This window comes from Micromonospora sp. NPDC049139 (assembly GCF_055586845.1).
This window is the reverse complement of sequence record NZ_JBVJHK010000001.1, coordinates 182,253-207,106: the sequence shown is the minus strand read 5'-3', so window position 1 is coordinate 207,106 and position 24,854 is coordinate 182,253. Positions and strand designations below refer to the sequence as shown.

Annotated in this window: 19 protein-coding genes; 9 read left to right on the top strand and 10 right to left on the bottom strand. The window is 76.4% G+C overall.

Annotated elements, in window-relative coordinates:
- Positions 1-4: 4 nt before the first annotated feature.
- The 5 genes from ACZ6Q9_RS01020 to ygiD all read left to right on the top strand — a co-directional run bounded on the left by ACZ6Q9_RS01020 (position 5) and on the right by ygiD (position 3,938).
- Entirely contained in the window at positions 5-1,540 is a 1,536-nt protein-coding gene (locus tag ACZ6Q9_RS01020) for a multicopper oxidase family protein (protein ID WP_396826940.1), read from the top strand.
- A 31-nt stretch (positions 1,541-1,571) separates the two neighbouring features.
- On the top strand, positions 1,572-1,949 hold the full coding sequence (locus ACZ6Q9_RS01015; RefSeq protein ID WP_393454318.1) for a hypothetical protein: 378 nt from the start codon (positions 1,572-1,574) through the stop codon (positions 1,947-1,949).
- Between the two features lie 31 nt (positions 1,950-1,980).
- The gene (locus ACZ6Q9_RS01010; RefSeq protein ID WP_357461432.1) at positions 1,981-2,583 is read left to right on the top strand and encodes an MBL fold metallo-hydrolase; all 603 of its coding nucleotides are present in this window, start codon (positions 1,981-1,983) and stop codon (positions 2,581-2,583) included.
- 122 nt (positions 2,584-2,705) lie between these two features.
- Positions 2,706-2,924, top strand: a complete 219-nt coding sequence (locus tag ACZ6Q9_RS01005; protein WP_350708282.1) for a hypothetical protein — start codon at positions 2,706-2,708, stop codon at positions 2,922-2,924.
- Between the two features lie 144 nt (positions 2,925-3,068).
- Positions 3,069-3,938, top strand: coding sequence for a 4,5-DOPA-extradiol-dioxygenase (ygiD, locus tag ACZ6Q9_RS01000; RefSeq protein WP_396826943.1), 870 nt, complete (start codon positions 3,069-3,071; stop codon positions 3,936-3,938).
- A 30-nt stretch (positions 3,939-3,968) separates the two neighbouring features.
- On the opposite strand, the gene ACZ6Q9_RS00995 is transcribed toward ygiD, so the two are convergent.
- Entirely contained in the window at positions 3,969-4,580 is a 612-nt protein-coding gene (locus ACZ6Q9_RS00995) for a LysE family translocator (protein WP_396826945.1), read from the bottom strand.
- Between the two features lie 64 nt (positions 4,581-4,644).
- Here ACZ6Q9_RS00995 and pdxR point away from each other — a divergent pair, with 64 nt between their 5' ends.
- Both pdxR and ACZ6Q9_RS00985 read left to right on the top strand, forming a co-directional pair.
- Positions 4,645-6,129 (top strand): MocR-like pyridoxine biosynthesis transcription factor PdxR, encoded by a 1,485-nt coding sequence (gene pdxR / locus ACZ6Q9_RS00990; RefSeq protein ID WP_393454328.1) that lies wholly within the window; start codon positions 4,645-4,647, stop codon positions 6,127-6,129.
- Positions 6,130-6,404: 275 nt separating this feature from the next.
- Positions 6,405-7,634, top strand: coding sequence for a low temperature requirement protein A (locus ACZ6Q9_RS00985; RefSeq protein ID WP_393454331.1), 1,230 nt, complete (start codon positions 6,405-6,407; stop codon positions 7,632-7,634).
- A gap of 101 nt (positions 7,635-7,735) precedes the next feature.
- Here the strand turns inward: ACZ6Q9_RS00985 and ACZ6Q9_RS00980 are convergent, their stop codons facing one another.
- The gene (locus ACZ6Q9_RS00980) at positions 7,736-7,885 is read right to left on the bottom strand and encodes a hypothetical protein (protein WP_393454334.1); all 150 of its coding nucleotides are present in this window, start codon (positions 7,883-7,885) and stop codon (positions 7,736-7,738) included.
- A 124-nt stretch (positions 7,886-8,009) separates the two neighbouring features.
- On the bottom strand, positions 8,010-8,825 hold the full coding sequence (locus ACZ6Q9_RS00975; protein WP_393454337.1) for a G5 domain-containing protein: 816 nt from the start codon (positions 8,823-8,825) through the stop codon (positions 8,010-8,012).
- Positions 8,826-9,036: 211 nt separating this feature from the next.
- Between ACZ6Q9_RS00975 and ACZ6Q9_RS00970 the strand changes: the two genes are divergently transcribed.
- Together ACZ6Q9_RS00970 and ACZ6Q9_RS00965 are read left to right on the top strand one after the other, a co-directional pair.
- On the top strand, positions 9,037-9,360 hold the full coding sequence (locus ACZ6Q9_RS00970) for a hypothetical protein (protein WP_393263924.1): 324 nt from the start codon (positions 9,037-9,039) through the stop codon (positions 9,358-9,360).
- Between the two features lie 256 nt (positions 9,361-9,616).
- Positions 9,617-10,651, top strand: coding sequence for an extracellular catalytic domain type 2 short-chain-length polyhydroxyalkanoate depolymerase (locus ACZ6Q9_RS00965; RefSeq protein ID WP_396826949.1), 1,035 nt, complete (start codon positions 9,617-9,619; stop codon positions 10,649-10,651).
- Positions 10,652-10,697: 46 nt separating this feature from the next.
- On the opposite strand, the gene ACZ6Q9_RS00960 is transcribed toward ACZ6Q9_RS00965, so the two are convergent.
- The 7 genes from ACZ6Q9_RS00960 to ACZ6Q9_RS00930 all read right to left on the bottom strand — a co-directional run bounded on the left by ACZ6Q9_RS00960 (position 10,698) and on the right by ACZ6Q9_RS00930 (position 24,844).
- Positions 10,698-13,085 (bottom strand): tetratricopeptide repeat protein, encoded by a 2,388-nt coding sequence (locus ACZ6Q9_RS00960; RefSeq protein WP_393454343.1) that lies wholly within the window; start codon positions 13,083-13,085, stop codon positions 10,698-10,700.
- The gene (locus ACZ6Q9_RS00955; protein ID WP_396826951.1) at positions 13,082-14,845 is read right to left on the bottom strand and encodes an ABC transporter permease; all 1,764 of its coding nucleotides are present in this window, start codon (positions 14,843-14,845) and stop codon (positions 13,082-13,084) included. The genes ACZ6Q9_RS00960 and ACZ6Q9_RS00955 overlap by 4 nt, the downstream gene beginning before the upstream one ends.
- Positions 14,842-16,122, bottom strand: coding sequence for an extracellular solute-binding protein (locus ACZ6Q9_RS00950; RefSeq protein WP_396826953.1), 1,281 nt, complete (start codon positions 16,120-16,122; stop codon positions 14,842-14,844). Before ACZ6Q9_RS00950 ends, ACZ6Q9_RS00955 begins: the two co-directional genes overlap by 4 nt.
- Complete coding sequence (locus tag ACZ6Q9_RS00945; protein ID WP_393454349.1) at positions 16,119-16,727, bottom strand: ATP-binding cassette domain-containing protein; 609 nt, start codon at positions 16,725-16,727, stop codon at positions 16,119-16,121. Before ACZ6Q9_RS00945 ends, ACZ6Q9_RS00950 begins: the two co-directional genes overlap by 4 nt.
- Before the next feature lie 92 nt (positions 16,728-16,819).
- Entirely contained in the window at positions 16,820-18,346 is a 1,527-nt protein-coding gene (locus ACZ6Q9_RS00940; RefSeq protein WP_396826955.1) for a hypothetical protein, read from the bottom strand.
- A 7-nt stretch (positions 18,347-18,353) separates the two neighbouring features.
- Positions 18,354-22,208, bottom strand: a complete 3,855-nt coding sequence (locus ACZ6Q9_RS00935; RefSeq protein WP_396826957.1) for a hypothetical protein — start codon at positions 22,206-22,208, stop codon at positions 18,354-18,356.
- A complete protein-coding gene (locus tag ACZ6Q9_RS00930) occupies positions 22,208-24,844 on the bottom strand; it encodes a hypothetical protein (protein WP_396826959.1) in 2,637 nt (878 codons plus the stop codon). The genes ACZ6Q9_RS00935 and ACZ6Q9_RS00930 overlap by 1 nt, the downstream gene beginning before the upstream one ends.
- Positions 24,845-24,854 lie beyond the last annotated feature (10 nt).

Sequence of the window (24,854 nt, the reverse complement as noted above, 5' to 3'; positions counted from 1 at the left end):
CGCCGTGCCGACCCGACGACGATCCCTGGGCCGCGTCCTCATCGGCGTGCTCGCCGTGGTGCTCGTGCTCTGCTGCGGCGGGGCGGCCGTGGGCGGCTGGGTCCTGGCGCGCGGCGGCACCGACACGGTCGGGCAGGTCGACTTCGTCCGCCCGCTGGCCGTACCGCCGCTGGCGACCTCGCGGGTCGACGGCCAGGGGCGGCGGGTGTTCGACCTGCTCGCCCGCGCCGGCCGGCGTGACTTCCGCGGTGACGGCCGGTTGACCCGCACCGCCGGTTTCGACGGCGACTTCCTCGGGCCGACCCTGCGCGCCAGGCGCGGCGAGCGGGTGGTGGTGAACGTGGTGAACCGGCTCGCCGAGGAGACCAGCGTGCACTGGCACGGCATGCACCTGCCGGCCCGGATGGACGGCGGCCCGCACCAGCCGATCCGGCCCGGCGCCACCTGGTCGCCGACGTGGACGGTCGACCAGCCGGCCGCCACCCTCTGGTACCACCCGCACCCGCACGGCGCGACCGAGGAGCACGTCTACCGCGGGCTCGCCGGCATGTTCATCCTCGACGACGACCGGGAGGCGGCCCTGCCGCTGCCCCGCCGCTACGGCGTGGACGACGTCCCGGTGATCGTGCAGGACCGCAACTTCTCCCGCAGCGGCGAGTTCAGGAAGACCCGCAACTCGATCGCGGGCATCGGGGTGCTCGGCGACACCCTGCTGGTCAACGGCACCGTCGGGCCGTACCTGGACGTGACCACCGAGCGCGTCCGGCTGCGCCTGCTCAACGGCTCCACCGCCCGCACGTACGACTTCGGCCTGGCCGACGACCGGCCGTTCGCGCTGATCGGCAGCGACGGCGGGCTGCTGCCGCGCACCGCCCGGGTGAACCGGGTGCAGCTCTCCCCGGGCGAGCGCGCCGAGATCGTGGTGGACGTCCGCCCGGGGGAGCGGGTGACCCTGCGCAGCACCCCGCCCGACCTCGGCGCCGGCGCGCTGGCCGACCGGTTCGCCGGCGGCGCGGACCGCTTCGACGTGCTGCAACTGCGCGCCGCCGGCACCCTCGCGGCGTCGCCGTCGGTGCCCGACGCGCTGGTCCCGGTCGACCGGCTGGACCCGGCGTCCGCCGGCGAGACCCGGCGGTTCACCCTCACCGGCCGCAGCATCAACGGCCGCTCGATGCAGATGGACCGGATCGACTTCGTCGCCACGAAGGACGCCACCGAGGTCTGGGAGGTGGTCAACCAGGACGGCGCCCCGCACAACTTCCACGTGCACGACGTGCAGTTCCAGGTGCTGTCGGTCGGCGGTCAGGCCCCGCCGCCCGCGCTGGGCGGCTGGAAGGACACCGTCTACCTCGCGCCGCCGCGGCCCGTCCGGCTGGTCCTGCGCTTCACCGGCCACAGTGACCCCGACGTGCCGTACATGTTCCACTGCCACCTGCTCTACCACGAGGACGCCGGCATGATGGGCCAGTTCGTGGTGGTGGAACCGGGCCAGCGCGCCGGCACCCCACCCCGGCCCGGCACCCACGCCGGGCACGACTGAGTCTGTCGCACCCGCTCGTTACCCTGCCGGCATGATCATGGACGACGCGGACGCCACCACCGTACGGTTCCTCCGGCTGATGCGGGCCACCCTGCGCGAGGAGAAGGCCGGCGAGGACACCCTGGGGCGCACGGTCGAGCTGGCCCGGGCCTGGGGCACGAGCGAGGCCGCCGACGCGCACCTGCGCGCGGCGCTGCGGCGGCTGCACGGCGAGTCCCCGGATCCCGACGACCCCCGGCAGGTGGCCGACGAGTGCGCCGGCCTCGACCCGGACGGCGTGCCGGACGCGGCCACGGCGGCGAGGGGCCGGGCGATCGGCCGGTTCGCCGCGAACGCCCGGCGGCTGCGCGAGGGCGAGATCGGCCCCGCCGAGTTCGACCGGATCGTGGGGGAGGGCCGGCAGGGCTGACGGTCGCGGGCCGGCGGCGTACGGTCGGCGGGTGCGGATCACCAAGTTCACCCACGCCTGCGTCCGGCTGGAACACGACGGTGGCGTGCTGGTCATCGACCCGGGCACGTGGAGCGAGCCGCGCGCCCTGGCCGGCGCGGACGCCGTGCTGGTCACCCACGAGCACACCGACCACGTCGACGTGCTCCGGCTGGCCGGCCTCGGCGTGCCGGTCTTCGCGCCGGAAGGCGCGGCGCTGCCCGGCCCGGTCCCGCTGCCCGTGACCCGGGTGGGCGCCGGGCAGCGGTTCACCGCCGCCGGCCTCACCGTGACCGCGCTCGGCGGCCGGCACGCCGCCATCCACGGCGGTCAGCCCGACTGCGCCAACCTGGGCTACCTCGTCGGCGACGACGTCTACCACCCGGGCGACTCGCTGCACCCGCCGGACCGGCCCGTCCGGACCCTGCTCGTCCCGGCGCAGGCGTCCTGGCTGAAGCTGACCGAGGCGATCGACTTCGCCCGCGCCGCCGGGGCGGAGCGGGTGTTCCCGATCCACGACGCCCAGCTCAACGACCGGGGGCTGGCCAGCGTGAACGGCTGGTTCGCCGAGACCGTGCCCGGCTACCGCCACCTGGCGCCGGGGGAGTCCGCCTGAGCGGCCGTCTCCATCGCCTGCCTGCCGTCCTCGGCCCGGGAACGGGCGCCCTGTCCGGTGGTCGGCCGAGTCGCCCCGGTGCCCCCGTGCCGTCCACCGACCGATTGCTATACGGTCGCGAGGTGAGGATCGAAGAGCACTGGTGGAACGGCGACACGTCCCAGCGCGGGCGCCGCGACGTGTACATCCGCACGGACGGGCAGCGCTGGGACGTGCAGGTGCAGATCGGCGGCGCCTCCGGCCGGTCCCGGGTGCAGGAATGCCCGGGCCGGGCCTCGGCGGTCATCCTCGCCGGCGCCTGGCGGGGCAACCATCCCGCCTGGCGTGAGGTGTCCGCCTGACGGCGCCGACCCGGTCGGGGCCGAGGTCGACGTCGGCGAGGGTCGACCCGTTGTGACGCCACCCGGTCGGGAGTGGGCGTTGACCCGCCCACTCCCGCCGGCGGCTGGTTACGCTCGGGTCGTCGTCGAGGTCGGGGGAGCAGCATGAGCAGCCAGACGGTCCCCACGGTGATGCCGGCGGCGTTCTTCGGGCACGGCAGCCCGATGAACGCCTTGGAGCTGAACCGGTACACGTCCGCGTGGCGCGCCTTCGGCCGGTCGGTGCCGCGACCCCGCGCGATCCTGGTGGTGTCGGCCCACTGGTACATCGGCGCCACCGCCGTCACGGCGATGCCCCGACCGAAGACGATCCACGACTTCTACGGCTTCCCGCAGGAGCTGTTCGACGTCCGCTACCCGGCGCCGGGCCTGCCCGAGCTGGCCGAGGAGATCAGCGACGTCGTCCACCCCACCTGGGTCGGCGCGGACGTCGACTCCTGGGGCATCGACCACGGCACCTGGTCGGTGCTCACCCACGCCTTTCCCGACGCCGACATCCCCGTCGTCCAGTTGAGCATCAACGCGTTCAAGGGCCTGGACTACCACCTGGATCTGGGTGCGAGGTTGGCGCCGCTGCGCGAGCGCGGCGTACTCGTCGTGGCCAGCGGCAACGTGGTGCACAACCTCGGCGGGGTGGATCCGCGAATGGTCGACGAGGGCTTCGACTGGGCGCACCGGTTCGACGAGGCGGCGAGGGAGGTCATGCTCGGCGAGCCGACCGAGGCGCCCGCGCTCGACGCCCACCGCGACTTCGGCCTGGCCGTGCCGACGCCGGACCACTTCATCCCGCTGCTCTACCTGGCCGGCCTGGCCGGGGCCGCCGGCAACGGCTCGGAGGTGCTGGTGGACGGGTACGCGTACGGGTCGCTGTCGATGACCGCGTACACCGTCGGGCTGGCCTGCCGGGGGCCGGGCCCGGCGGCCGGAGCGCCACTGCTCCCGGCCGACGTGCCCCCCGACTCCTCGAACATCTGACCACCCGGCCTCAGTCGGTCGGGTCCTCCCTCAGGACTCGGCGCGGGCCAGCAGCAGCCCGAGCGCCACGAACGAGCCGGCGAAGCCCCGGCGCAGCCAGCGGGTCACCGCCGGCCGGGCCAGCACCCGGTCGCGCACGGCGCCGGCGAGCACCCCGTACACGCCGAACACCACGAAGGTGAGCAGCATGAACACCGCCCCCAGCCCCAGCATCCGGGCCACCTGGTCCGGCTCGTCGGGGCGGACGAACTGCGGCAGGAACGCGACGAAGAAGATGGTCAACTTCGGGTTGAGCAGGTTCGACAGGACCGCCACCCCGACCACCCGGGCGGGCGACGGCGCGGGCTCCGCCGCCGCGACCGTGAACCCGCTGCGGTCCCGCCACGTCGCCCAGGCCAGGTAGAGGAGATAGGCCACCCCGACGTACTTGAGCACCTGGAACGCCGCGGCGCTGGAGTGCAGCAGCGCGGCCAGGCCGGTGACCGCCGCCGCGAGGTGCGGGGCGACGCCCAGGGTGCAACCGGCGGCGGCGAGCAGTCCCGCGCGAGGGCCGCGGGTCAGCCCGGCGGCGAGCGTGTAGAGCGCCCCGGTGCCGGGGGTGGCGACCACCACGAGCGAGGTGAGCAGGAACGCGAGGGTCATCGTCGTCCTTTCCGAGCAGTGGGCGGGGTGGTGACGTCCTCCACTCTGCTGCCAGGATGGTCCGATGAGCAGGGCCAAATCACGCCCGTCCGAGGGGTCCATAACGGCAGGGTCGGACTTCCTGCACCTCGACATCGCCGCCGCGCCGCCCGGCCGTCGCGCCGACTGGCTCGCCGAGCAGCTCCGGCGGGCCATCGCCGACGGGCGCCTCCCCGTCGGCGGTCGACTTCCCGCCACCCGGGTGCTCGCCGCCGACCTCGGCGTCTCGCGGGGCGTCGTCGTGGAGGCGTACCAGCGGATGGTGGAGGACGGCCACGTCGCCGGGCGCGGGCGGGCCGGCACCGTGGTCGTCGCCGCCCCGGCCGCCCCACCCGCGCCGCCGGCCCCGGCCGCCGCGCAGACACCGGCCACCCTCTTCCCTCCCGCCCCGGGCACCGACATCTTCGACGCCGTACGCACGGCGCCCGCGCGGATCGACCTGACGCCCGGCGTACCCGATCTGGCGGCGTTTCCGCGGGCGGACTGGCTGCGCGCCGAACGGGCCGTGTTGCGGCACCTGGCGGCGTCGGACTTCGGCTACGGCGACCCGCGCGGCGCACCCGCACTGCGGCGGGCCGTCGCCGTCTGGCTCGCCCGCAGCCGGGGCATCGCCGTCGACCCCGCCGAGGTGATCGTCACGACGGGCGTCTCCCAGGCGCTGGGGCTGCTCGCCCAGGCGCTGCGCCCCGACGGGATCGACACCGTCGCCGTCGAGGACCCGGGCTCGCTCGGCGTGCGGCAACACCTGAACAACTGGCGGGTCGCCACCCCGCCGGTCGCGGTCGACGCCGCCGGACTGCGGGTCGACGAGCTGGCCGCCAGCGGCGCTCCGGCGGTGATGATCACCCCGGCCCACCAGTTCCCGACCGGCGTGGTGCTCGGCGGCGACCGCCGCCGCCAGCTCGCGGCGTGGGCCCGGGCCGGCGGCCTGGTCGTCGAGGACGACTACGACGCCGAGCACCGCTACGACCGGCCGCCGGTGCCCGCCCTGCGCGCCGTGCTGCCCGACCACGTCTGCTACGCCGGCAGCGTGTCGAAGCTGCTCGCGCCCGCCCTGCGGATCGGCTGGCTGCTGGTGCCGCCGCGCCACCGGGACGCGGTGGTCGACGCCAAGCGCAACGCCGACCTGGGCAACGCGGTGCTGCCGCAACTGGTGCTGGCCGAGCTGATGACCTCGGGTGCGCTGGAGCGGCAGCTGCGGCTGCTGCGTCGACGGCACGTCCGGCGGCGCGACGCGATGGTGGCCGCCGTCGCCCGGCACCTGCCGGGCGCGACGGTGCACGGGGCGGCGGCCGGGCTGCACCTGACGGTCACGCTGCCCGGCGCGGTGGCCGACACAGAGGTGGCGTCGGCCGCGTTGGAGCGTGGGGTGAAGGTGCAGCCGCTGTCGTGGCACTGCCAGCGTCCCCACCCGCCGGGGCTGGTCCTCGGGTACGCGGCCAACACGGCCTCGGCCATCGGGGAGGGGGTCGGGATGATCGCCGCGGCCCTGGGTGCCGGCCGGAACTGACCGACACCGGCAGCGAGCGGACGTGCCCGGCAGGGCGGCCGCCCGCCGACCGGAGAAGACCCGCCGTGTGCGGACCCGCACCGCCGTGGGCCCTGACGCGGTGGCCGCAGGGAGTTTGTTCGGTGCCCGCGCGGGGACACGTCCCTGCCACCGCCACGCGCGAGGAGGAGTAGGCGTGCGTTCCTCAGCCGGCCTCGACGCCGTTTCCGGCCCACGCGGGTCATGACGTCGCCGTGTCCGCCCGACGGGTGAAGGGAGCGCGGCGTCTCCGTTCGGTGACCGAGCAGTCCCGGGTCGCCACGGAGGAGCTCTTCCTCGACGTGGTGTTCGTCTTCGCGTTCATCCAGGTGACCACCCTGATGACGGCGGAGGCGGGCGAGCTCGGCGTGCTGCACGGCCTGCTCGTTCTCACCATCCTGTGGTGGTCCTGGTCATTGTTCGCCTGGCTCGGCAACCGGGCCCAGGCGAGCTACGGCATGTCTCGGCTGGTGATCCTCTCCGTCACACCGATCATGTTCGTGCTGACGGTGACGATCAGCGAGGCCTTCACCGACGTTCCCGGCGGCACGGACACGTCGCTGGCGTTCGTGGTCTGCTTCGCCGCCGTGCGGGTGCTCTACCTGGCGCTGCGGATCTACGCGACCCCCGGACTGCGCCGCGTCGACCTCGCCGCGCTCACCGTGCCGATGGTCGTCGCGGTCACCCTGCTGCTGGCTGCGGCGCTGCTTCCCCGATCGGCTCTCGGCTCCGACCAGGCAAAGGCTGGGCAGGTCGTCCTCTGGCTGCTGGCGGTCATCGTCGACTACGGGGCAGGGCAGGCGCTCCGGGTCCCCGAACGCCAGATCTTCTCCGCCCGGCACTGGGCCGAGCGGCACAACCTGATCATGATCGTGGCGCTCGGCGAGGTGCTGGTGTCGGTCGGCATCGCCGGCGGCAGCGTACCGGGCTCACCGGGTCTGCTCACCGCCTCCGCGCTCGCCGTGGTGGTCGCCGGCGCCCTCGAATGGATCTACTTCGACCTGTCCGCCCTCATCGGCGAACGTGCGCTGCGGGACGCGGACCAGGCCCGCCGGGTGGTCCTCGCCAGAGACGGCTACACCTTCCTGCACCTGCCGATGATCGCCGGGATCATCCTGCTCGCGCTCGGGCTGAAGCACGTGCCGTCGCTGGTCGGCGACGCCCACGCCTACCGGCGGGGTGACCCTCTCGACAGTCTGGGTCTCTACGCCATGTACGGCGGGGTGGCGCTGTTCATGCTCGCGCACGCCGCGTTCCAGTGGCGACTGAGCCGCGCCGTCCGCGGCCTCGTGTGGCCGCGGGTCTTCGCGGCGATCCTGCTGGTGGCGCTGATCCCGGTCGTTGCCCGACGGTCGGCACTCGCGGCGCTGGCGTGGCTGAGCGTGATCTGCGTCGTCACGGCGGTGATCGAGTTCATCCTGTCCCGTCCCGAGCGGCGGCGGCTCCGCGCGGCGCTGTCGGAGGAAGAGGAGTGCCCGGCGCAGTGAACCGGCCACCCGACCGTGTGGCGGGAGCGCGATGGGCGTCCCGCGCCGCTACGCAAGGTCACTGTCGCCGCCGAGGTTGGCGACCATCGGGCGCAGGACGTTCAGGGCCGCGACGCGGCGTCGATGCCGTCGTGCATCCGCTCGTGGACCTTGGGGTTGAGGTCCTCCTCGGCGAGGGCGGCGCGGAGCCTGCCGACGATGATCTCGTTGGCAGCGCCGCTCCAGTACCCGGTGGTCTGGGCGGCGAGCACGTCCTGCGGGTACTCCTTGATCCATGCCGCGACCGTAGGACCTCAAGGGGGGGTGTGAGGTCAAGATCGTGGTCCGGCGCCGGTGGGGCCCTCCCGTCGGTGAGCGGGAGGGGCCACCGGACCGTCATTCGTCGCAGCCGACGCCGTCGCCGTCCCGGTCCAGGTCGTAGATGTCGCTGCCGACCACCCACACCGGTCCCTCGACGTACGCGGGCCCGTTTCCGCTACCGCCGGCGCAGTCGACATCGCTGGCGACGGGTACACAGGCGCCTGCGTAGTTGGGGTCGCACCGTTGCGTCTTCTTCGTTCCCACGGCGACGACCTGCGTGACCGGCGCTCTGGTGACAGCGGACCGCACCAGCTTCCGGTCGGTCTGGACGCCGTCGGTCACGGTCACCTCGTAGGTGAGGGTCCTGATTCCCGCGACACCGCGAGTCCGCACCTTCCGGGTGCCCTCCGGGATGCTGGAGTCCTTGACCGTCCTGGTCTGATAAGGAATCTTCTGGGTCTGCGTGACGGTGCGGATTTCGACGACCGGCGACGCCTCCACCGTGGGCGTCGGCTCTGCCGGTGTTGCCTCCGTCGGCGTCGGCCCTGCCGGGGCGGTGATGTCTGCCGCTCCTGCCGTGGAGGCGTCCGCACCCGGTGTCTTCGGCTGTTCCTGGGTGGCGACGGCCCCCGGCCGCTCCGTGCCCGGAGGCGGATCGGTCGTCGCTCCGATCGCGACGCCCCCGCAGCAGCACAGCACCAGTAGGCCGGTGGCCGCGAGCGCGATCTGCGCCCTGCCGGGCAACCTGCGCCACCACGACCGTCGGTCCTGCTGCGCGAACTGAGCCGTCGGGGGAGGAGGGACTCGGGCGTACGCGGCGGTCGGGGGCTCGAAGGGTGGGGGTGGCGGCACCCGGCTCTGCCAGGGGTCCTGCGGTGGCTGATATGTCACGCTCTAAAGTGTGCTTGCATCATCAACAATTGCCGCCGGCCAAGCGGCCAATGTCCGTATCGGCGCCGGACGGATCGTCACGACGGTAGGTCGTCGATGAGGGGCTGGCCGTGCACGTGCCCGTCAGGTGACCGGAGGAGGGCCGACCCGGTTGGTTCGACGTGGGCGGGCGCCGGTACCGGTGCCCGACGTCGTGCGTCATCCTGACGGCATGGCCGACGCGAACGCCCCGGAACCGCTCACGCTCCACGTGTACTGCCGGCTCACGGTTGCCGTGACCGACCCGCGAGTGCTCACCGAACACGCGGTGGCCGAGCTGCGGGCGGCGGACATCGACTGGTCGGCGGAGGAGGACGACCTCGACGCGGCAGCGGCGGAGCTGCGTGCCGACGTCGCGGTGTCGCTGGCGTCGGTGGTGGACATCGGCCGGCTGGTCGACGGACTACCGGGCGTGGCGGCCAGGGGCGGACTCTGCTGGGCCGAGGCCGGAGCACCTCGGGAACCGAACTGGCCCGGTTCCCCGGGCTCGCAATGACGGCGGCGACGGCATCCGGCTGTACGACAACCCCGGCGGTGAGCCGATCCGCCTCCACGGGGTCGGCGATGGCGACCCCACGTCGGTGGCGGTGCCGTCGGTCGGGGTGGGTGGGAGGTGCGGGTGCGAGCTGTGGACGGCCGACACCCCGGCGCCGCCCGAGGTGTCGACGCCGCTCATGTCCGATGTGGTCGGTGTCACGCTAGCGTCTGCGCACGCCGACACCACCGCCACCGCTCCCGGACAGGAGAGCGCCATGCCCACACCGCTCAAGGCCGCCACCGCCCTCGTCACCGCGCTGTTGCTCGTCCTCACCGCGGCGGCCCCCGCCCAGGCCGCCACCCCGTACACCAAGACGCCCGTCTCCGGGTCGCTGCGCGCCTACAACGTCTCCGGCGTGTACGTCGCGGGTGTCTCCTCCGGTGGCTACATGGCCACCCAGCTCCACGTCGCCTACTCGTCGCGGATCCGGGGTGCCGCTATCTTCGCCGCCGGGCCGTACTACTGCGCGCAGAACAACGTCGTCCAGGCGCTCAACGGCTGCGGCGACAACCTGTACCCGACGAACGTGACCGCCCTGCAGACCTACACCCGGACGTGGGCCACCTACGGCTGGGTCGACCCGGTCGGCAACCTCTCCGGCGATCCCGTGTACGTCTTCCACGGCAACAACGACGGCGTCGTCAAGAAGTCCGTCACCGACGACCTGGTCCGCTACTACCAGCACTTCGGCGCCAACGTGCAGTACGACAGCGCCTCGTCGGCCGGCCACGCCTGGGTCACCCCGTACGGGACGCTGGGGTGCACCGCCACCGCCTCGCCCTTCCTGAACGACTGCGGCACCGACCCCCAGAACGCCCTGCTGCGCAAGCTGCTCGGCAGCGTGCAGGCGCCGAACACGGGCCCGCTCGGTGGCACGCTCATCCGGTTCAGCCAGAACACCCACGCGGTCAACGGTTGGGCCAACGGCCTGAGCATGGACGCCAACGGGTTCGCCTACGTCCCGGCGTCCTGCGCCGCCGGGCAGTCGTGCCGGCTGCTGGTCGCCCTGCACGGCTGCCTCCAGGGCTACGGCGCGGTCGGCACCGCCTTCGTCGACCGGGCGAACCTCAACCAGTACGCCGACACCAACAACCTGATCGTGCTCTACCCGCAGGCGCGGGCCACCGCCGGCACCAACCCGAACGGGTGCTGGGACTGGTGGGGCTACCTCGGCGCGACCAACTATCCGATCAAGGGCGGCGCCCAGGTGGAGACCATCATGAACATGGTCCGCCGGCTGGACGGCTGAGCCGCCCCGCACACGCCTGAGCGGGAGCCTCGCACCGGGCTCCCGCTCAGGCCGGCTCGTCGGCGGGTGCGTCGCTGCCCACCAGGCGCGCGTCCGCGGCGGCCTGGCCGTCGGCGTCCCGCGCCTCCTCGCACACCGTGGCGGCGTCCACCCAGTGCCGCCGCGCCTCGGCGGCGTCGCCGAGGGCCGCCGCCGCGTCGCCCAGGTGCAGCAGCGTCCGCCCCAGCCCCGCCGTCGGCCGCCCGTCGCGTAGCCGCCGGCTCTCCGCCAGCAGCTCGTACGCCTGCCGTGCCTGGCCGGGCGCGGAGGCCAGCAGCGCCGCCCCCGCGTTGAGCAGCGCGGCGGCCCGGTTGGTCGGGTCGGCCACGGACTCGTACTCGCGCAGCGCCGCCCGCCACGACTGCGCCGCGTCGAGGTGCTCGCCGAGCCCGGCGTGCACGAGCACCAGGTTGGTCAGCGCCGCCGCGTAGCCCCGGGCGTCGCCGAGCGCGCGGAAGGCGTTCGCCGCCCGCACCAGGTGGTGGTGCGCGGTCTCCAGCTCGCCCCGCGCCAGCCGGGCGGCACCCATTCCGAGGTCGGTCAGCGCGTGCCCGGCCCGGTCCGCGCCGGAGCGGTGCCGCCGGGACAGCTCCAGGTGCTCCACGGCGTCGTCGAGCTGCCCCAGGTCCAGCAGCACCAGGCCGAGGTTCATCCGCGCCTGCGCGGTGCCGCGCCGGCCCCGCTCCGCCACCGCCAGGCTGAGTGCCGTCGCCGCCCCCTGCGGGTCGCCCCGGCGGCGGCGCAGCACCCCCAGCTCGTTGTGGGCCCAGCCGGCGATCTCCGGCCGGTCGTCGGCGGTGGGCGTGGCCAGCACCGTGCGGCACACCTCCTCCCACTCGCCGAGCCGCTCCGCGTGGGCGAGCCATCCGCACAGCGCCACCGCCAGCCGGAACCACCAGCGACGCACCCGCCGCGGCAGCGTCTCCGCCGCGCCCGCCGGCACCTTCACCACCGCCAGCAGCAGCTCCTGGTGCAGGTCGAACCAGCCGTACGGGTCGTCGTCGAGGGCCAGCGTGGGCTCCCGGTCCGGCGGCGAGCCGGCCACCGCGAGGCTCGCGGCGTGCCGCTCGGCGCAGCGGGCCAGGTGCCGGGTGAGCCGCGCCTGCGCGGCCACCCGCCGCCGCGCCGGCTCCGCGTGGCGCAGGTGCATCCGGGCGTACGGGGCCAGCAGCGGGCGCACCTCGTAGCGGTCGCCGGGCGCGCCGGTCACGAACCCGCCGGTGGCCAGCTCGTGCAGCAGCGCGGCCACCCGGTCCGGGCGGCGGCCGGTGAGCGCCGCGATCGTCGGCCGGTCCAGCGGCACCGGGCTGAGGGACATCAGCCGCCACAACCGCCGCGCCTCGCCGCCCAGCGCGTGGTAAGCGGTGTCCCGCCCGGTCACCAGCAGGGTCGCCGGGGACGCGGCGACGTGCTGGTGCGGGGGCGTGTCGACGGCGCGGCGCAGCGCGTCGAGCACGTCGGCGTGCCGCCAGCCGTGCTGTGCCGTACGCCGACCCAGCTCCGCCACCGTGCGGGGCTGTCGGCCGCACAGGTCGACGAGGGCGCGTACCGCCGGGTCGGTGCGCGGATCCGGGCGGTGCGGCCGGACGACGGGCGCGGCGGCGCCCGCGGCGGCGAAGAGCTCGACCGCGTCGTCGGCGTCCGGCTCGGCGAGGCCGTGCGCCACCACCCCCTCCAGGGCGTCGAGCGCGGGCGTGCCGACCAGCAGCAGCCGGCAGGCCCGCGCGGTCGGCGGCAGCAGCGGCCGGACCTGGCCGGGGTCGTCCACGTTGTCCAGCACGACCAGGATCTGTCGGCCGTCGAGCTGCCCGCTCAGCTCGTCGGCGGCGTCGGCGAGGTCGTCGGCGTGGCCCGACGCCGGCGGCCGGGTGCCCAGGATCCGGGCCAGCGCGGTGAGCACCTGCCGCGCGCCGTGCGGCCGGCCGCCCCGCCGCAGGTCCAGGTAGTACTGGCCGTCGGGGAAGTCCTCCCGGCACAGGTTGGCGGCCTGGATCGCGCAGGACGAGGTGCCGACGGCCCGCCGGCCGACCACCGCGACCGCGTGCTCCTTCGTCAGCAGGTCGATGATCGCGTCGACGTGCCCGGCCCGCCCGGTGAAACCCGCCGGCCAGGGCAGGGTGGGCGCACCGACGGCGGGCGGGGCGTCGGGGCCCTCCTGCGTCGCGGCCTGCTGGCGCTGGCGCCGCCACTCCACGATCACGGCGGCGGCGAGGCCGAGCACGATCACCCCGGCGCTCGCGGAACCGAGCTGGGCGACCGACAGCTCGGAGAGCAGGTTGCCCGTGACGTTGCCGAGCACCGCGCTGACCGTCCCGCCGACCACGCCACCGATCGCCAGCAGCAGGCTCAGCCGCCGCGCCCGGCGGGAGCGGCCGGCAGGCCCCTGCCCGCTCACCGGACGCCCCCGGCGACCAGGCCGGCGACGAGCTGGCGGCGGGCCAACACCACCAGCAGCACCGGCAGGATCGAGGCGATCACCGAGCCGGCGGCGAGCGCGCCGCTGTTGGCGACGAAGCCGCGGGTCTGGCCGGCGAGGAACAGCCCCAGCGGCACCGCGCCCGGGCCGCTGAACAGCAGGCCCACCACCAGGTCGTTCCACACCTGCACGAACTCCAGCACGGCGACGGCGACGACGGCCGGGCGGTTGTGCCGGGCGAGCAGCCGCAGCGTGCCCCACCAGTGCCGCCCGCCCACCCGGGCCGCCCGCACCTGCTCGGCGGGCAGGTCGGCGAAGGCGTTGCGCAGCACCAGCACGGCGAACGGCACGCCCAGCGCGACGTGCACCAGCGCCAGGCCGCGCGCCGTGCCCGAGGACAGCGCCACCCCGAGCACCTCGTTGACGGGCCCCGCGATCACCTGCACCGGCACGATGCTGGCGGCCATCAGCAGCAGGCCCGTGCCCTGGGCGGCCGGCCCCGTCAGCCAGGCGAGGGGGTACGCGGCGAGCAGCGCGACGCCCAGCACCGCGGCGGTCACCACCGTCGCCAGCACCAGCGTGAAGCCCAGCGTGCGCCACAGCTCGACGCCGGTGAGCAACTCCCGGTAGGAGGCGAGGCTCGGCGGTCTCGACCACCAGCCCTCACCCGCGGCGTCCACCGTTCCGTGCAGCGACGTGGCGAGCAGCACCCCGAGCGGCACCAGCCAGGCGACCGCCGCGCCCGCGACCAGCAGCCGGGTCGACCGGCGTGGTGCCGGCGCCGCCGGGTCGGGCCCGACGGGCGCCGGGTCCCGGGGCGGAGGCCAGGCCTGCCGCACGAACAGCGCCGCGACCAGCACCCCGGCGGCCACCGCCACCAGCCAGACGACGCCGAGCGCGGCGCCCTCGCCGGTGGTGGCGCCGTTGGAGGTCTGCCAGACCCGCAGCGCCAGCACCGACGCCTCGTCGCGCACCGAGCCGGGCGCCAGCACCAGGATCAGGTCGAACGTGCGGGTGGTGCCGAGCGCCACCAGGGTGAAGACCACCGCGACCGTACGCAGCAGCAGCGGTCGCCACTGCGCGTCCCAGAGCACGTCGCGGCGGTTGCCGCCGTACGCGCGGACCGCGTCGGCGAGGCTCGACGGCACCGCGTCGAGGGCGGTCCGGAACACCAGCACGGCCAGCCCGACCCAGGCCCACACGAACGCCGACATCAGCGCCACCGTGACCAGGCCGGGGCCGAGCAGGTGCGGCGCGTCCGCCGCCGACCGGCCGGTCAGCTTCGCGGCGACCAGGGTGGCCAGCCCGCGCTCCGGGTCCGGGTCGTACATGAGCCGGAACGTGACCCCGGTGACCACCAGCGGCAGCGCGGTCGGCACCACCAGGATCAGCCGGACCAGCCCGCCCTCCTGGGAGCGGCGGGAGGCGGCGGCGAGCAGGTAGCCCAGGACGGTCACCACGGCCGGCACGACCAGCGCCCAGAGCACCGTGCGACCCACCACCGCGCCGGTGCCGGGCGCGGCCAGCGCGGTGCGGTAGTGCTCCGCGCCGACCCACCGGCCGTCGGTGGTGACGCTGGCGTGCAGCGTACGCAGCACCGGCCACGCCACCAGCCCGCCGAGCAGCAGCAGGGCGGGCAGCAGCAGCGTCGAGGTGGCCCCCGCCGCAGGGTAGGCCCGCCCGCGCCGGGGCGGGCCGACGTCGTCGAGGACCGCCGGCTCGCCGAGCACCCGGCTCATCGGCCCCTCCCCGCGGAGCGGGCCGCCGTGGCCAGTTGACCGGTGGCCCGCCGGACCGCCTCGCCGACGGCGACCCCGTCGGTGACGTCGGCGAAGAAGTCCTGCATGATCCGCCAGATGCCCACCCCGTCGGAGCCGGTGAACGGGCCGGGCAGCCGGTCGGAGAGGTCGAAGCGCACCACCTCGGCCGTGCGCAGCTCGGCGGCGAGGCGGCGGCGCACGGCGTCGTGGTATTCCGCCAGCGGCACGGACACGTTGGGGGAGAGGTAGCCGCCGGCACGCAGCCACGGCTCGAACGCCGTCCCGCCGCTGAGCCAGCGCACCAGCTCCGCGCCGCGGGCCGAGCCGGCGAAGGCCACCGCCGCGTCGCCGCCGACGATCAGCGGCTTGTCGGCCAGCCGGGCGCCGGGGAACCGGAACGTCTCCGGCCGCTCCGGGCCACGGCGGAACCGGCTGGCGACGTCGTCGACGAAGTCGGCCTCGAAGAGCATCGTGGCCCGCCGGTGGTAGACCACCTGGATCACCGACTCCTCGTACTGGGTGAGCAGGGCGCGGCGCCCGCCGCCGGGGAACGCGCCGTCGACGCGCCACAGCTCGGCGAGCCGGTCCAGCGCGACCTGCACCGGCCGGGCGCGCCAGTCGGCCTCACCGTGGGCCAGCGCCTCGTAGAAGCCGGGCGGAGCCACGTCGGCGAGGACGTTCTCGAACCAGTCGGTGAGCACCCAGCCGTCGGCCGCGCCGACGGCCAGCGGGGCGGGGCCGTCGCCGGCCCGGGCGCGCGCGCCGAGCCGCCGGGTGAGCGTCACGAGCTGGTCCCACGTGCGTGGCGGCTCGGGGAGCATCGACGGGAGGTACCAGAACAGCGACTTGTGGGCCGCCTTCACCCAGACGCCGTAACGCCGCCCGTCGGCGGAGAGCAGGTCGGCCATGCCGGGCGGGAGGGCGTAGCTGGCGGCCGGGGTGAGCTCGCGCAGCCACCCGCGCCGGGCGTACTCCACGACCAGCCCCGACCTGGGCAGGATCGCCACGTCGGGGCTGGTGCCGGCGAGCTGGCGGGCGCGCAGGAACGCGTCGATGTCGTTGCCGGCGCTGATCACCTGCACGCCGGCGTCGTAGCCGGCCACCACCTCGCGGAACCGGGCCAGCTCCCCGCCGCTCCACACCACCGCGACCTGGACCGACGGCTCCGCCCGGGAGCAGCCGGCGACGGCGGTCGCGCCCGCCGCCGCGGCGGCCCGCAGCAGGGCACGGCGGCGCAGCCGCCCCGATGCGGTCACGCGACCACCTCGGCGGCGACCGGCACGTCGGGCAGCGCGCCCGGCTCGCGGGTGCACACCAGCACGGCCGCCCCGGGGGTGCCCGGCGGGGACAGCCGCCCGACCAGGTCGGTGAGCCGCCCGCCGCCGGCCGGCCCGGTCGGCAGGTCGATCACCAGCACCTCGGGCAGACAGGCCACCGCCCGGGCCAGCGCCACCCGGAACCGTTGCGCCTCCGACAGCAGGTGTGGCCGCAGCTCCAGGGTCGGCGCCAGCTCCAGCCGGTCGACCACCGTCGCCGTCCAGTCGTCGGCGACCTCCCGCACCCGCTCCCGCCGGCGCTGGCCGTAGGCGATGTTGCGGCGCACGGTCAGGTGGGGCAGCAGCGCGCCGCCGGCCGGGACGTAGGCGATCCGGCGGCGCGGCGGCGGCATCCCGGTGACGTCCCGACCGCCGACCAGGACCTGACCGGCGACCGGCGCGGCCAGCCCGGCCACCACCCGGGCGACGGCGGTGCCGACCGGCGGGTCGGCCACCAGCGCGGCCGAGGCGCCCGCGGCGACGTCGAGGGTCACCGGCGCGGCGTCGGGCACGGCGACGAGTTCGCGCAGTCGTAACGTGGCCATCACCTCCGGTGACCCGGGCAGTCACCCCCAGGGTGGCACAAACCGGCGACCCGCGGTGCCCCGCCACCCTCCCCTGTGGAGTTACGGTGGGGTCATGCCACCACCTCCGGCGGCACCGGCTCCAGCGCGTCGAAGCGCAGCCCCAGGGACGGCGGGGTGAGCAGCGGCTGCCGTCGCCGCTGGGTCCACAGCACCGGCCTGCCGTCGGTGGCCCGGGCCAGCACCGCCCGCCGCTCCACCCGTACGCCGTCGGCCGGCACCGCCGCCGGTTCGAGCTGGTGGGTGGGATGCGTCCCGCCGGCGGCCGGGTCGACCAGCAGGTCACTCTCCGCCTCCGGCAGCAGCACCGCCGTGGGACCGGACAGGTCCACCCCGCGCCCCTGCACGTACCGGCGCCGGCCGGCGACCTCCTCCACCACGTACGGGTGCCAGTGCCGGGGCACCCTCGTCATCGGCCGGTACGCGAACCCGGGCCGGCCCGAGGCGTCCAGGTGGGCCGGGGGCTCGGCCGGGGCCTCCTCGTCGCCGAGCACCCCGCGCCCGCGCAGCCGCTGCTCCACCGCCCAGACCAGGTTGGCGTCCTCGTCGGTGCCGATCACCACCTCGTCGAGCACCGGGCCGACCAGCGGGGTGGCCGCCGTGGCCCAGACCACCAGGGAACGGCTGTCCAGCCCGTCGGTGGCGAAGAGGCTCCAGTCGGCGGGCGGCGTCACCGGCCAGTCCTCGCCGAACGAGTCGTGCACCACCACCTCGTCCAGGGTGACCACGTGCCCGGCCAGACCGGGCACCGCGAAGGCGAACCAGTCGTCGGAGTGGTTGACGATCAGGTCGATCAGCAGCAGCGTCGCCAGGTGGGATCGGTCCGGCGGGTAGCCGGCGACGTCCACCGCGGCGTCCTCGATCTGCCACCATCGGGGCAGCGGCGCACCCGGGTAGCGGACCCGCCGGGGCACGGTGGTCGCCGCGTCGACCGGCACGGGCGGGTCGGGCAGCGGGCGGTCGGCGTCCACCGCGTACCAGTCGAGGTCGCCGCCGTCGTGTCGGCGCAGCGCCAGAGTCACCCCGTCGGCGGTGAAGTCGGCGTCGTAGGCCAGCTCCGCCGGATCCCACAGGTCCACCGGCTCCGGCTCCGGCGGGCGCAGCCCGGCGAACCACGCCTCGGGCAGGCCCAGCTCGCTGCGCCGCCGCCACAGCTCGCGGCCGTCCACGCCGGTGCCGTCCAGCACGTCGTACGGCACCGGCAGCGCCGCGAGCAGCAGGGCCGGGTCGGCCGGCAGGGGAGTCCCGGCCGCCCCGGCCGCCGCCGCGACCGACCGGCCCGCCGCGATCCGCCGGCCGGGCGTCCACCAGTCACCCGGCTCGGACTCGACGATCGCCTCGGCGGGGGTGGTGCGCGGGTCCAGGTGTGGCTGCCCGCCCAGCGGGTCGACGGGAGTGAGCCGGGCCCGGTAGCTGACCCGCACCGGGGAGGAGGCGTCCTCGCCCTGGTGCTCGCCGAGCTGCCACTGCCGGCCGAGCAGCCAGGCCGGGTCGGCGACCTCGGCGGCGAAGCCACGGGTCAGGTCCGACCCGGCCTGGTCCGCCTCCAACCGTCGTACCGTGTCGAAGACCAGTGCCATCGCCGGTTCACCTCCGGGTCGCGTCGAGCGGGACCCCCGTGGGTCCGTCGGCGGGCAGCAACCCGGCCGGCAGCAGCCCGCGCAGGCCGGGGGTGAGGTCGGCCGGCCGGGCGACCCGGGCCCGGGCCAGTTCGCGGACGTCGGCGAGGAGTTCCACCAGGGTCTCGGGGTCGAGTGGCCGCGACAGGTCCGGCGGCACGGCGAGCAGGATTGCCTGCGGTGCCCGGGCGGCCGGGGCGTCGAAGCCGAAGGTCGCCGCCGTGGCCTGCGCCGCCTCCGGGACCACCTCGGTGAACCGGTCGAGCACGGCCACCGCGACCGGAGCCCCCGGCGGCGTGGCGGTGAGGTCCAGCGTCGGGTCGGCGTACGCGACGACCAGCCGTCGCCCGTCGGGGCCGCCGCTCTGCCACGGGTCGCCGGGCTTGTTGCTCCAGCCGGTCAGGGCCGGCCCGGCGGCGGCGGGCGTGCCGTCGGCGAGCTGGTGCGCCTCCAGCCTGGCGAGCGGCTCCCGGACGGCGGCGACCACCGGCAACCAGTCCGCGTCGAGCGTCCCGTCGCCGGTCAGCGCGGGCAACGCCGAGCGGGGCAGCCGGGCGGTCACCGCGAGCTGGCCGGTCGGGCTGACCAGCGCGGCGAGCTGCCCGACCAGGTCGTCGCGCGTCAGCTCCGCCGCCGGGGAGGGCGACCCCGGGCCGGCCGGCGCGGTGTCGGCGGCGGCGTCGAGCCGCGCGTCGAGCAGCTCCCGCACCCGGACGGCCTGCGCCACCAGCCGCCGCTGCGCGGCCTCCGCGCCCGACGCCGCCTCCGTCGGCACCGGGTCGGGGGCGAGGCCCCAGGCGCGGGCGGCGGTGACCAGGCGGGCCAGCACCGCCGGGTCGGCGCCGCCGATGCCCCCGTCGTCCGCGGTCAGCGCCAGCTCGGCGGCGAGCCGGGCGGCCAGGGCCGCCGCCGTGTCCCGGACCCGGGCGTAGCGGGCCAGCAGGTCGGCGTGCGCGGCGGCGGGCGGGGCGGCGGAGTCCGGCCGCTCGGCCGTCGCGTCCGGGTCGGCCGGGCGGCGCCCGATCAGGGCGACCAGCCGCGCGGCGGCCTCGTAGCGGGCGACACCGTCGCCGCCGGTCAGCGTGGCCGCGGCCGGCTCCGCGCCGAGCGCGGCGGCACCGGCGGCGACGGCGAGGCGCTCCAGGTCGGTGCGCGCCAGGGCCAGCGCGTCCGCCGGCCCGAGCCCCAACGCGTCGAGGGTGACGGTGGCGACCAGCCCACCGGCGGCGACCTCGAACGTCCAGTCGGCGCCGACCTGAGCGGCCAGGAACGCGGCGGTCGCCGGGTCGGCCAGGGCCGCCGGGGCGAGGGTGGCCCGGTCGGTCGGGTCGGCCGGCAGTGCCGCGTCGGCGACGTGCGGCAGGACGACGACCACGCCGGTGCCCACCGCCCGCCCCTGGCGGGGCGTGCGCAGCAGCCCCAGCCGAGGCGGGCGGGTCAACCCGGCGGCGGCGTCGAGCGCCGCCCCGGCCACCTCGGCCCGGCCCTCGGTGACGTGGTGCACGGCCTCGGCGACCAGCAGGTCCCCGTAGGCGTCCATGGCGACGCGCAGCCGGTCCAGGCCGGCCAGGCGGTCCGGGTCCAGCCCGAGGTCGCCCGGCGGGGCGGCCAGCACGGCCAGCCCGTCGCAGACCCGCCGCCCGGCGTGCTCGGTGCGGACGGGGAAGTCCCGGCGCAGCCGCTCCACGTCGGCCGGCGTGCCCACCACCCGCTCCACCTCGCGGCCGAGCGCCTCGGCCAGGTGCGCGCCGACCCGGACGTGCTCGGCGATCCGGTCGGCGTCGCGGACCGACCGGGACGTGAGGTCCAGGTCCCAGCGGGGCGACGGGTCGCTGACCGCCCGGTCCCGCAGCACCGTGGCGGCGAGACCCTGCCCGGCCGACGGCGCGTGGATCAGACCGGCGGCCGTCGGCCCGGGGGCGCCCGGCCGGGGCCGGTCCACCCAGCCGTACGCCCCGAGCCGAGGCTTGGCCGCCTGCTGTTCCACCAGGTCGTGCAGCCGCCGGGTGGGCGGCCCCAGCAACCAGGGGTCGACCCGGTACGCGGCGGTGTCCACGGTGGCGCGCAGCAGCCGCTCCAACCGGGGCGGCTCGATCTCGCCGAGCGCGAGCAGCCCGTCGACCACCCGCTCGTACGCGCGGGCCTGCGGGGTGGGCCCGTGCAGCGCGGCGGCGGGGGTGTTGGCGATCCAGCCCTGGAGCCGGCCGCCGGTGGCGGCGTCCCGGGCCACCGGCTCCGGGCCGGGCGGGGCCTCGCCGGCCAGCGCCCGCCCCACGTCGCCGATCGCCACCTGCAACGACCGGACGGCGAGCCGCAGCAGCAGGCTGTCCAGCGGGTACTCCCTGAGCAGTTCCTTCTCCAGGATCGCGCGGTTCGCGTACGCCCACGGCTGCTCCTCCGCGACCTCCAGCAGCCGCTTCAGCACGTCGGCGACGCCGGTGCCGGCGGGCAGGCCGTCCGGCGTCACGAGCGGGATCTCCAGCCGGCGGGGCGCGCCCGTGGCCCCGTAGCGGCGGTGCGGCGCCAGGCCCAGCCGCTCGGCGTCGGGGTGCCGGTGCCGCCAGGCGGCGTCCAGGTCGGACCAGGACGCGCCGTAGCCGAGCAGGAGCAGCACCAGCCACCACAGCTCCAGCGGCCAGGCCCGGCGGTGCCGGAACAGCGGCGAGGTCGGCACCTGAGCGATCAGGTCGAGCAGCTCCTCGGTGGACGCCCCGACCACTGTGCCCCGCTGCTCGGCGGCGGCGGCGTACTCGGCGCGCAGGTGGGACAGCGGCTCGACCAGGCCCGCCTCGACCGGCGGGTCCTTCGGCTCGGGCACCCACCGGCGCAGCACCGTGGCCGGCAGCAGCCCGTAGGGCTGGGGGCCGACGCGCAGCGTCGGGAACGGCCCCTCGGGCAGCAACGCGCCGGGCGCCCACTCGGCGGCGGCGCCGGTCGGCAGCGCCCACACGTCCGCCCCGGCGAAACCCCACAGCGCCGGCCAGAGCCCGGCCACCGCCGCGCCCGCCCAGCGCCGGTGCGGCTCCGACGTGCCGGGCAGGGCGCCGAGCAGCCCCGGGTCGCCGGTGAGCGTGGCGGAGACCAGCCGGTCGGTGTCGGTGGGCGTACCGGTGAGCACCCCCCACCAGGCCGCCGGGTCCCCGGTGACGGGCGCGGCGGGCGCGCCGTCCACCGTGTTCGTCGCCGAGCCGGGGGCCAGCAGGGACAGCCGTCCCTCGTCGCGGTGGCTGCCGAACAGCGCGCCCGGGTCGCCGTCGCCGAGACCGGTGACGTAGAGCGCGTCGATGTCGGACGGGTCGCCGTCCAGCGGCACCTTCCCGGCCAGGCCCGCCTCGACGGCCTCGTCCCAGTTCTCCCACCACCGCCGGTCCGCCGGCGCGTCCGGGTCGGGGAAGTCGACCGCGAGCCGGCCCCGGTCGACGGCGAGGGTCAACACCTGCGCCGGCGGGCCGCCGCCGCGGGCCAGCCAGACGTGCAGCGTGTCCGGGAACTCCTCGATCCGGGGGAAGGCCGGCTCGGTGCGCAGCTCGCCCGCGCCGACCGGCCGCAGCGCGGTGGTGCCGTCGGGGGCGGTGACGACCAGCGTCCGGACCAGCCAGACCGCCCGTGCCCCGCCGACGTGGACGGTCAGCTCGCGCCAGGCCACCTCGCCGCCGCCGGCGTCGAGATAACGCCGCACCGCGTCGACCTCGCCCGGCGACACCCGCGGGTCGTGCCGGGCGAACCAGGGCTCGTCCGGCACCACCAGCAGGCGCAGCAGGCCGGGGGAGAACCGGGTCTCGATCCGCACCGGCAGCAGCACGCCGACGACTGGTTCCGCCATCACGGTCCTTCCGGGTCGAGGTGGTCGCCGCGGATGAGCACCCGCACCGGGCGGGCGAAGCTGCTCCGCGCCCAGGTCTCCGGCACCGGGGAGGTCGAGGCGTCGTTGGCGAAGCGGTAGCCGGCCGGGGGTTCCTCGAAGACCAGCCAGTGCCGCAGCACGTCCGCCGGGTCGAACCCCTGGAAGCCGAAGAAGGTCACGTCGGTGCCGATCCGCCCCTGGAAGCTGGGCAGCACCCGGACCGCCCCGGCCGGCGGGTCCTGCCCGAAGTCGACCGTGCCAGCGTGCTCGGCGGTGACCAGGTACACCACGGTGGCCGGATAGCGGAGGAACAGCCGCCCCCTGATCACCACGACCAGGTCCCGGCCCGAGGCGCCGGCCGGGCGGTGCGCCGAGGTCCCCAGGCCGCTGCCGTCCGGCCAGTTCCCGATGCCGGTGATGTCGTCGACGCGGGCGCCGGTGCCGGTGTCGGCCCGGCTCCAGAACACCCGCAGCGGGGTGCAGCCGGTGGCCACCGGGATGTTGCGCCACCGCAGCTCGCCGAGGAGTTGGGTGTTCAGCCCGGTCAGCAGGGCGTCGACGAAGCGGGGGTTGGTCTCCACCGCGATCACCGAGTTCTCCGGCAGCGCGCCCACCCCGGGCAGCAGCCACTCGTCGAAGGCGTCGCGCAGGTCGGCCCAGACCGGTCGGTCCAGCCCGACGCAGACCTCCGGCGGGGCGAGCGGCTGCGCCGGGTCCAGACCGTCGATGGTGGACAGCACCCGTACCCGGGCGGCGGCGTCGGGGCCGGTCGGGTCGAACGCGGCGGCCACCCCGGCGGCCAGCGCGTCCAGGTCGACCGGGCGGCACGGCGGCTCCACCGGCTCCGGCTCGGCCAGCCCGTCCAGCAGCACCGGCAGGTCGTCCTCGCCGGCCGGCTTCGGCCAGCGTTCCAGCAGCTCCCGCAGGGCGGCGGCGAGTCGCTCCAGCTCTCGCTCGGCGCGGTCGTCGACGGTCGCGGCGGCGGCCAGCAGGGCGAGGGCCTCGGCCCACGGCGCCGGCGAGCCGCCGTAGGCCGCCCGGTCCAGCCGCTCCGCCACCGCGTGCGCCAGGTCGCGCAGCTTCGGGTGGGCGCCCTCGGCCAGCTCCTTCGCCCGGCCGGCGGCGGCGGGCAGGTCCACCTCCCCGGTCTCCGCCGCCCGACGTCGACGTTCCTCCAGGTCGTCGAGGTCGATGCCGAGATCGTCCAGCGGGAGCCCGTCGGCGCTGGGGCGCGGCGGGCGCGGGCACCGGTTGGCGGCCTTGAGCACCTCGCCCGGCGGCACCGCGCCGGCGGCGGTCAGCGCGGTGCGCGCCGGCCCGGCGCGCAGGATCCGCCGGGCCGCGCCGGAGAACAGCCCCGCCGGCAGCGGCCGGTCCGCGGCGGTGGCGAGCGCGGCCACCGTCCCGTCCGGGGTGACCACGCGGCCCAGCGCCGGCCCGAGCAGCCAGAGCCGCTCGTACGCGTCGGCGGGCGTCCGCCGCCGCCACAGCCCGCCCGCGGCGTGCAGGCCGAGCACCAGGTCCCGGATCCGCTGCCGTGCCTCGGCGAGCGCGCCCTGGTGGGCGCGGGCCTCGGCGGCCAGTTCCTCCTGGAGGCGGATGCCCAGCTCCAGCCCGAGCCCGGCCACCCCCCGGTCCCGGGGGTCGGTGTTCAGGCTGCCGCCCCAGGTGGTCTCCTCCGGGGCACCGGCCCGCCACGCCTCGCCGTAGCGGGGCAGCCCGACGATCGGCCGGCCCCGGTCGTCCCGCGCCGGGGTGCGCAGCGCGTCCAGGTCGTCGTGGACCTCGCCGGGCAGCGTCGCGTCGGTGCCGCCGAGCGGAGCGAGCGCGCCGCGTACCGCCAGGTCGCCGGCGGTGGGCACCCGAGGGTAGTCCAGCGGTGCCCGGCCGGTCTCCGGCTCGGCGGCGCCGGGGCGCAGCGCGGCGGCCAGGTCCTCGAAGCTGCCCGCCGGGGTGGCGGTGCGGAACCGCCAGGTGTCGTAGCAGGGCACGGTGGCCGGACCGGTGCCCGTCCACCGCGGCTGCCCCGCCGGGTCGTACGCCGGCACCAGCGCCGCGACGTAGTCGGTGCCCGGGGCGAGGGGCCGCCCGGAGAGCAGCCGGGCGATCCGCCTCCCGGCGGTGTCCACCTGCAGGTGCGCCCACCGGTACGCCGTCGCGCCGGTGCCCAGCGGGTGCAGCGCCTGCACGGCCGGGCTGAGCGTCACCTGGTCCCCGGCAAGGGTCAGCTCGTCGCCGTCCAGCCCGACGACCAGCACCAGCCAGGGGTGCTGCGCGCCGGTGCCGGCGGCCGGGCGGGGCGCCGGGGTGTACCGCCACGGCAGGGTGGCGTCGGCGAACTCCACGTGCGGGCAGCGGTCCGACTCGTGGTCGACGGCGCCGGGCGTCGGGTAGCGGCGGGTTATCGCCCCGGGGGCGAGGCGGACCACGTCGGCCGGGCCGGCGAGCAGGAAGCGTACGGTGCCGGTGGCGGCCGTGGTGGTCGCGCCGGCGGCGTCGGTGCCGGTGAGGGTGACGGCCGTCTCGACCCGGGGCCGCCCGTCCTGCACGCCGGTGGCCAGCGCGGCGATCCGCTCCCGTGACCATCCGTGGAAGGTGAGCTGTTCGTCGGCCATCCTCGCCGCC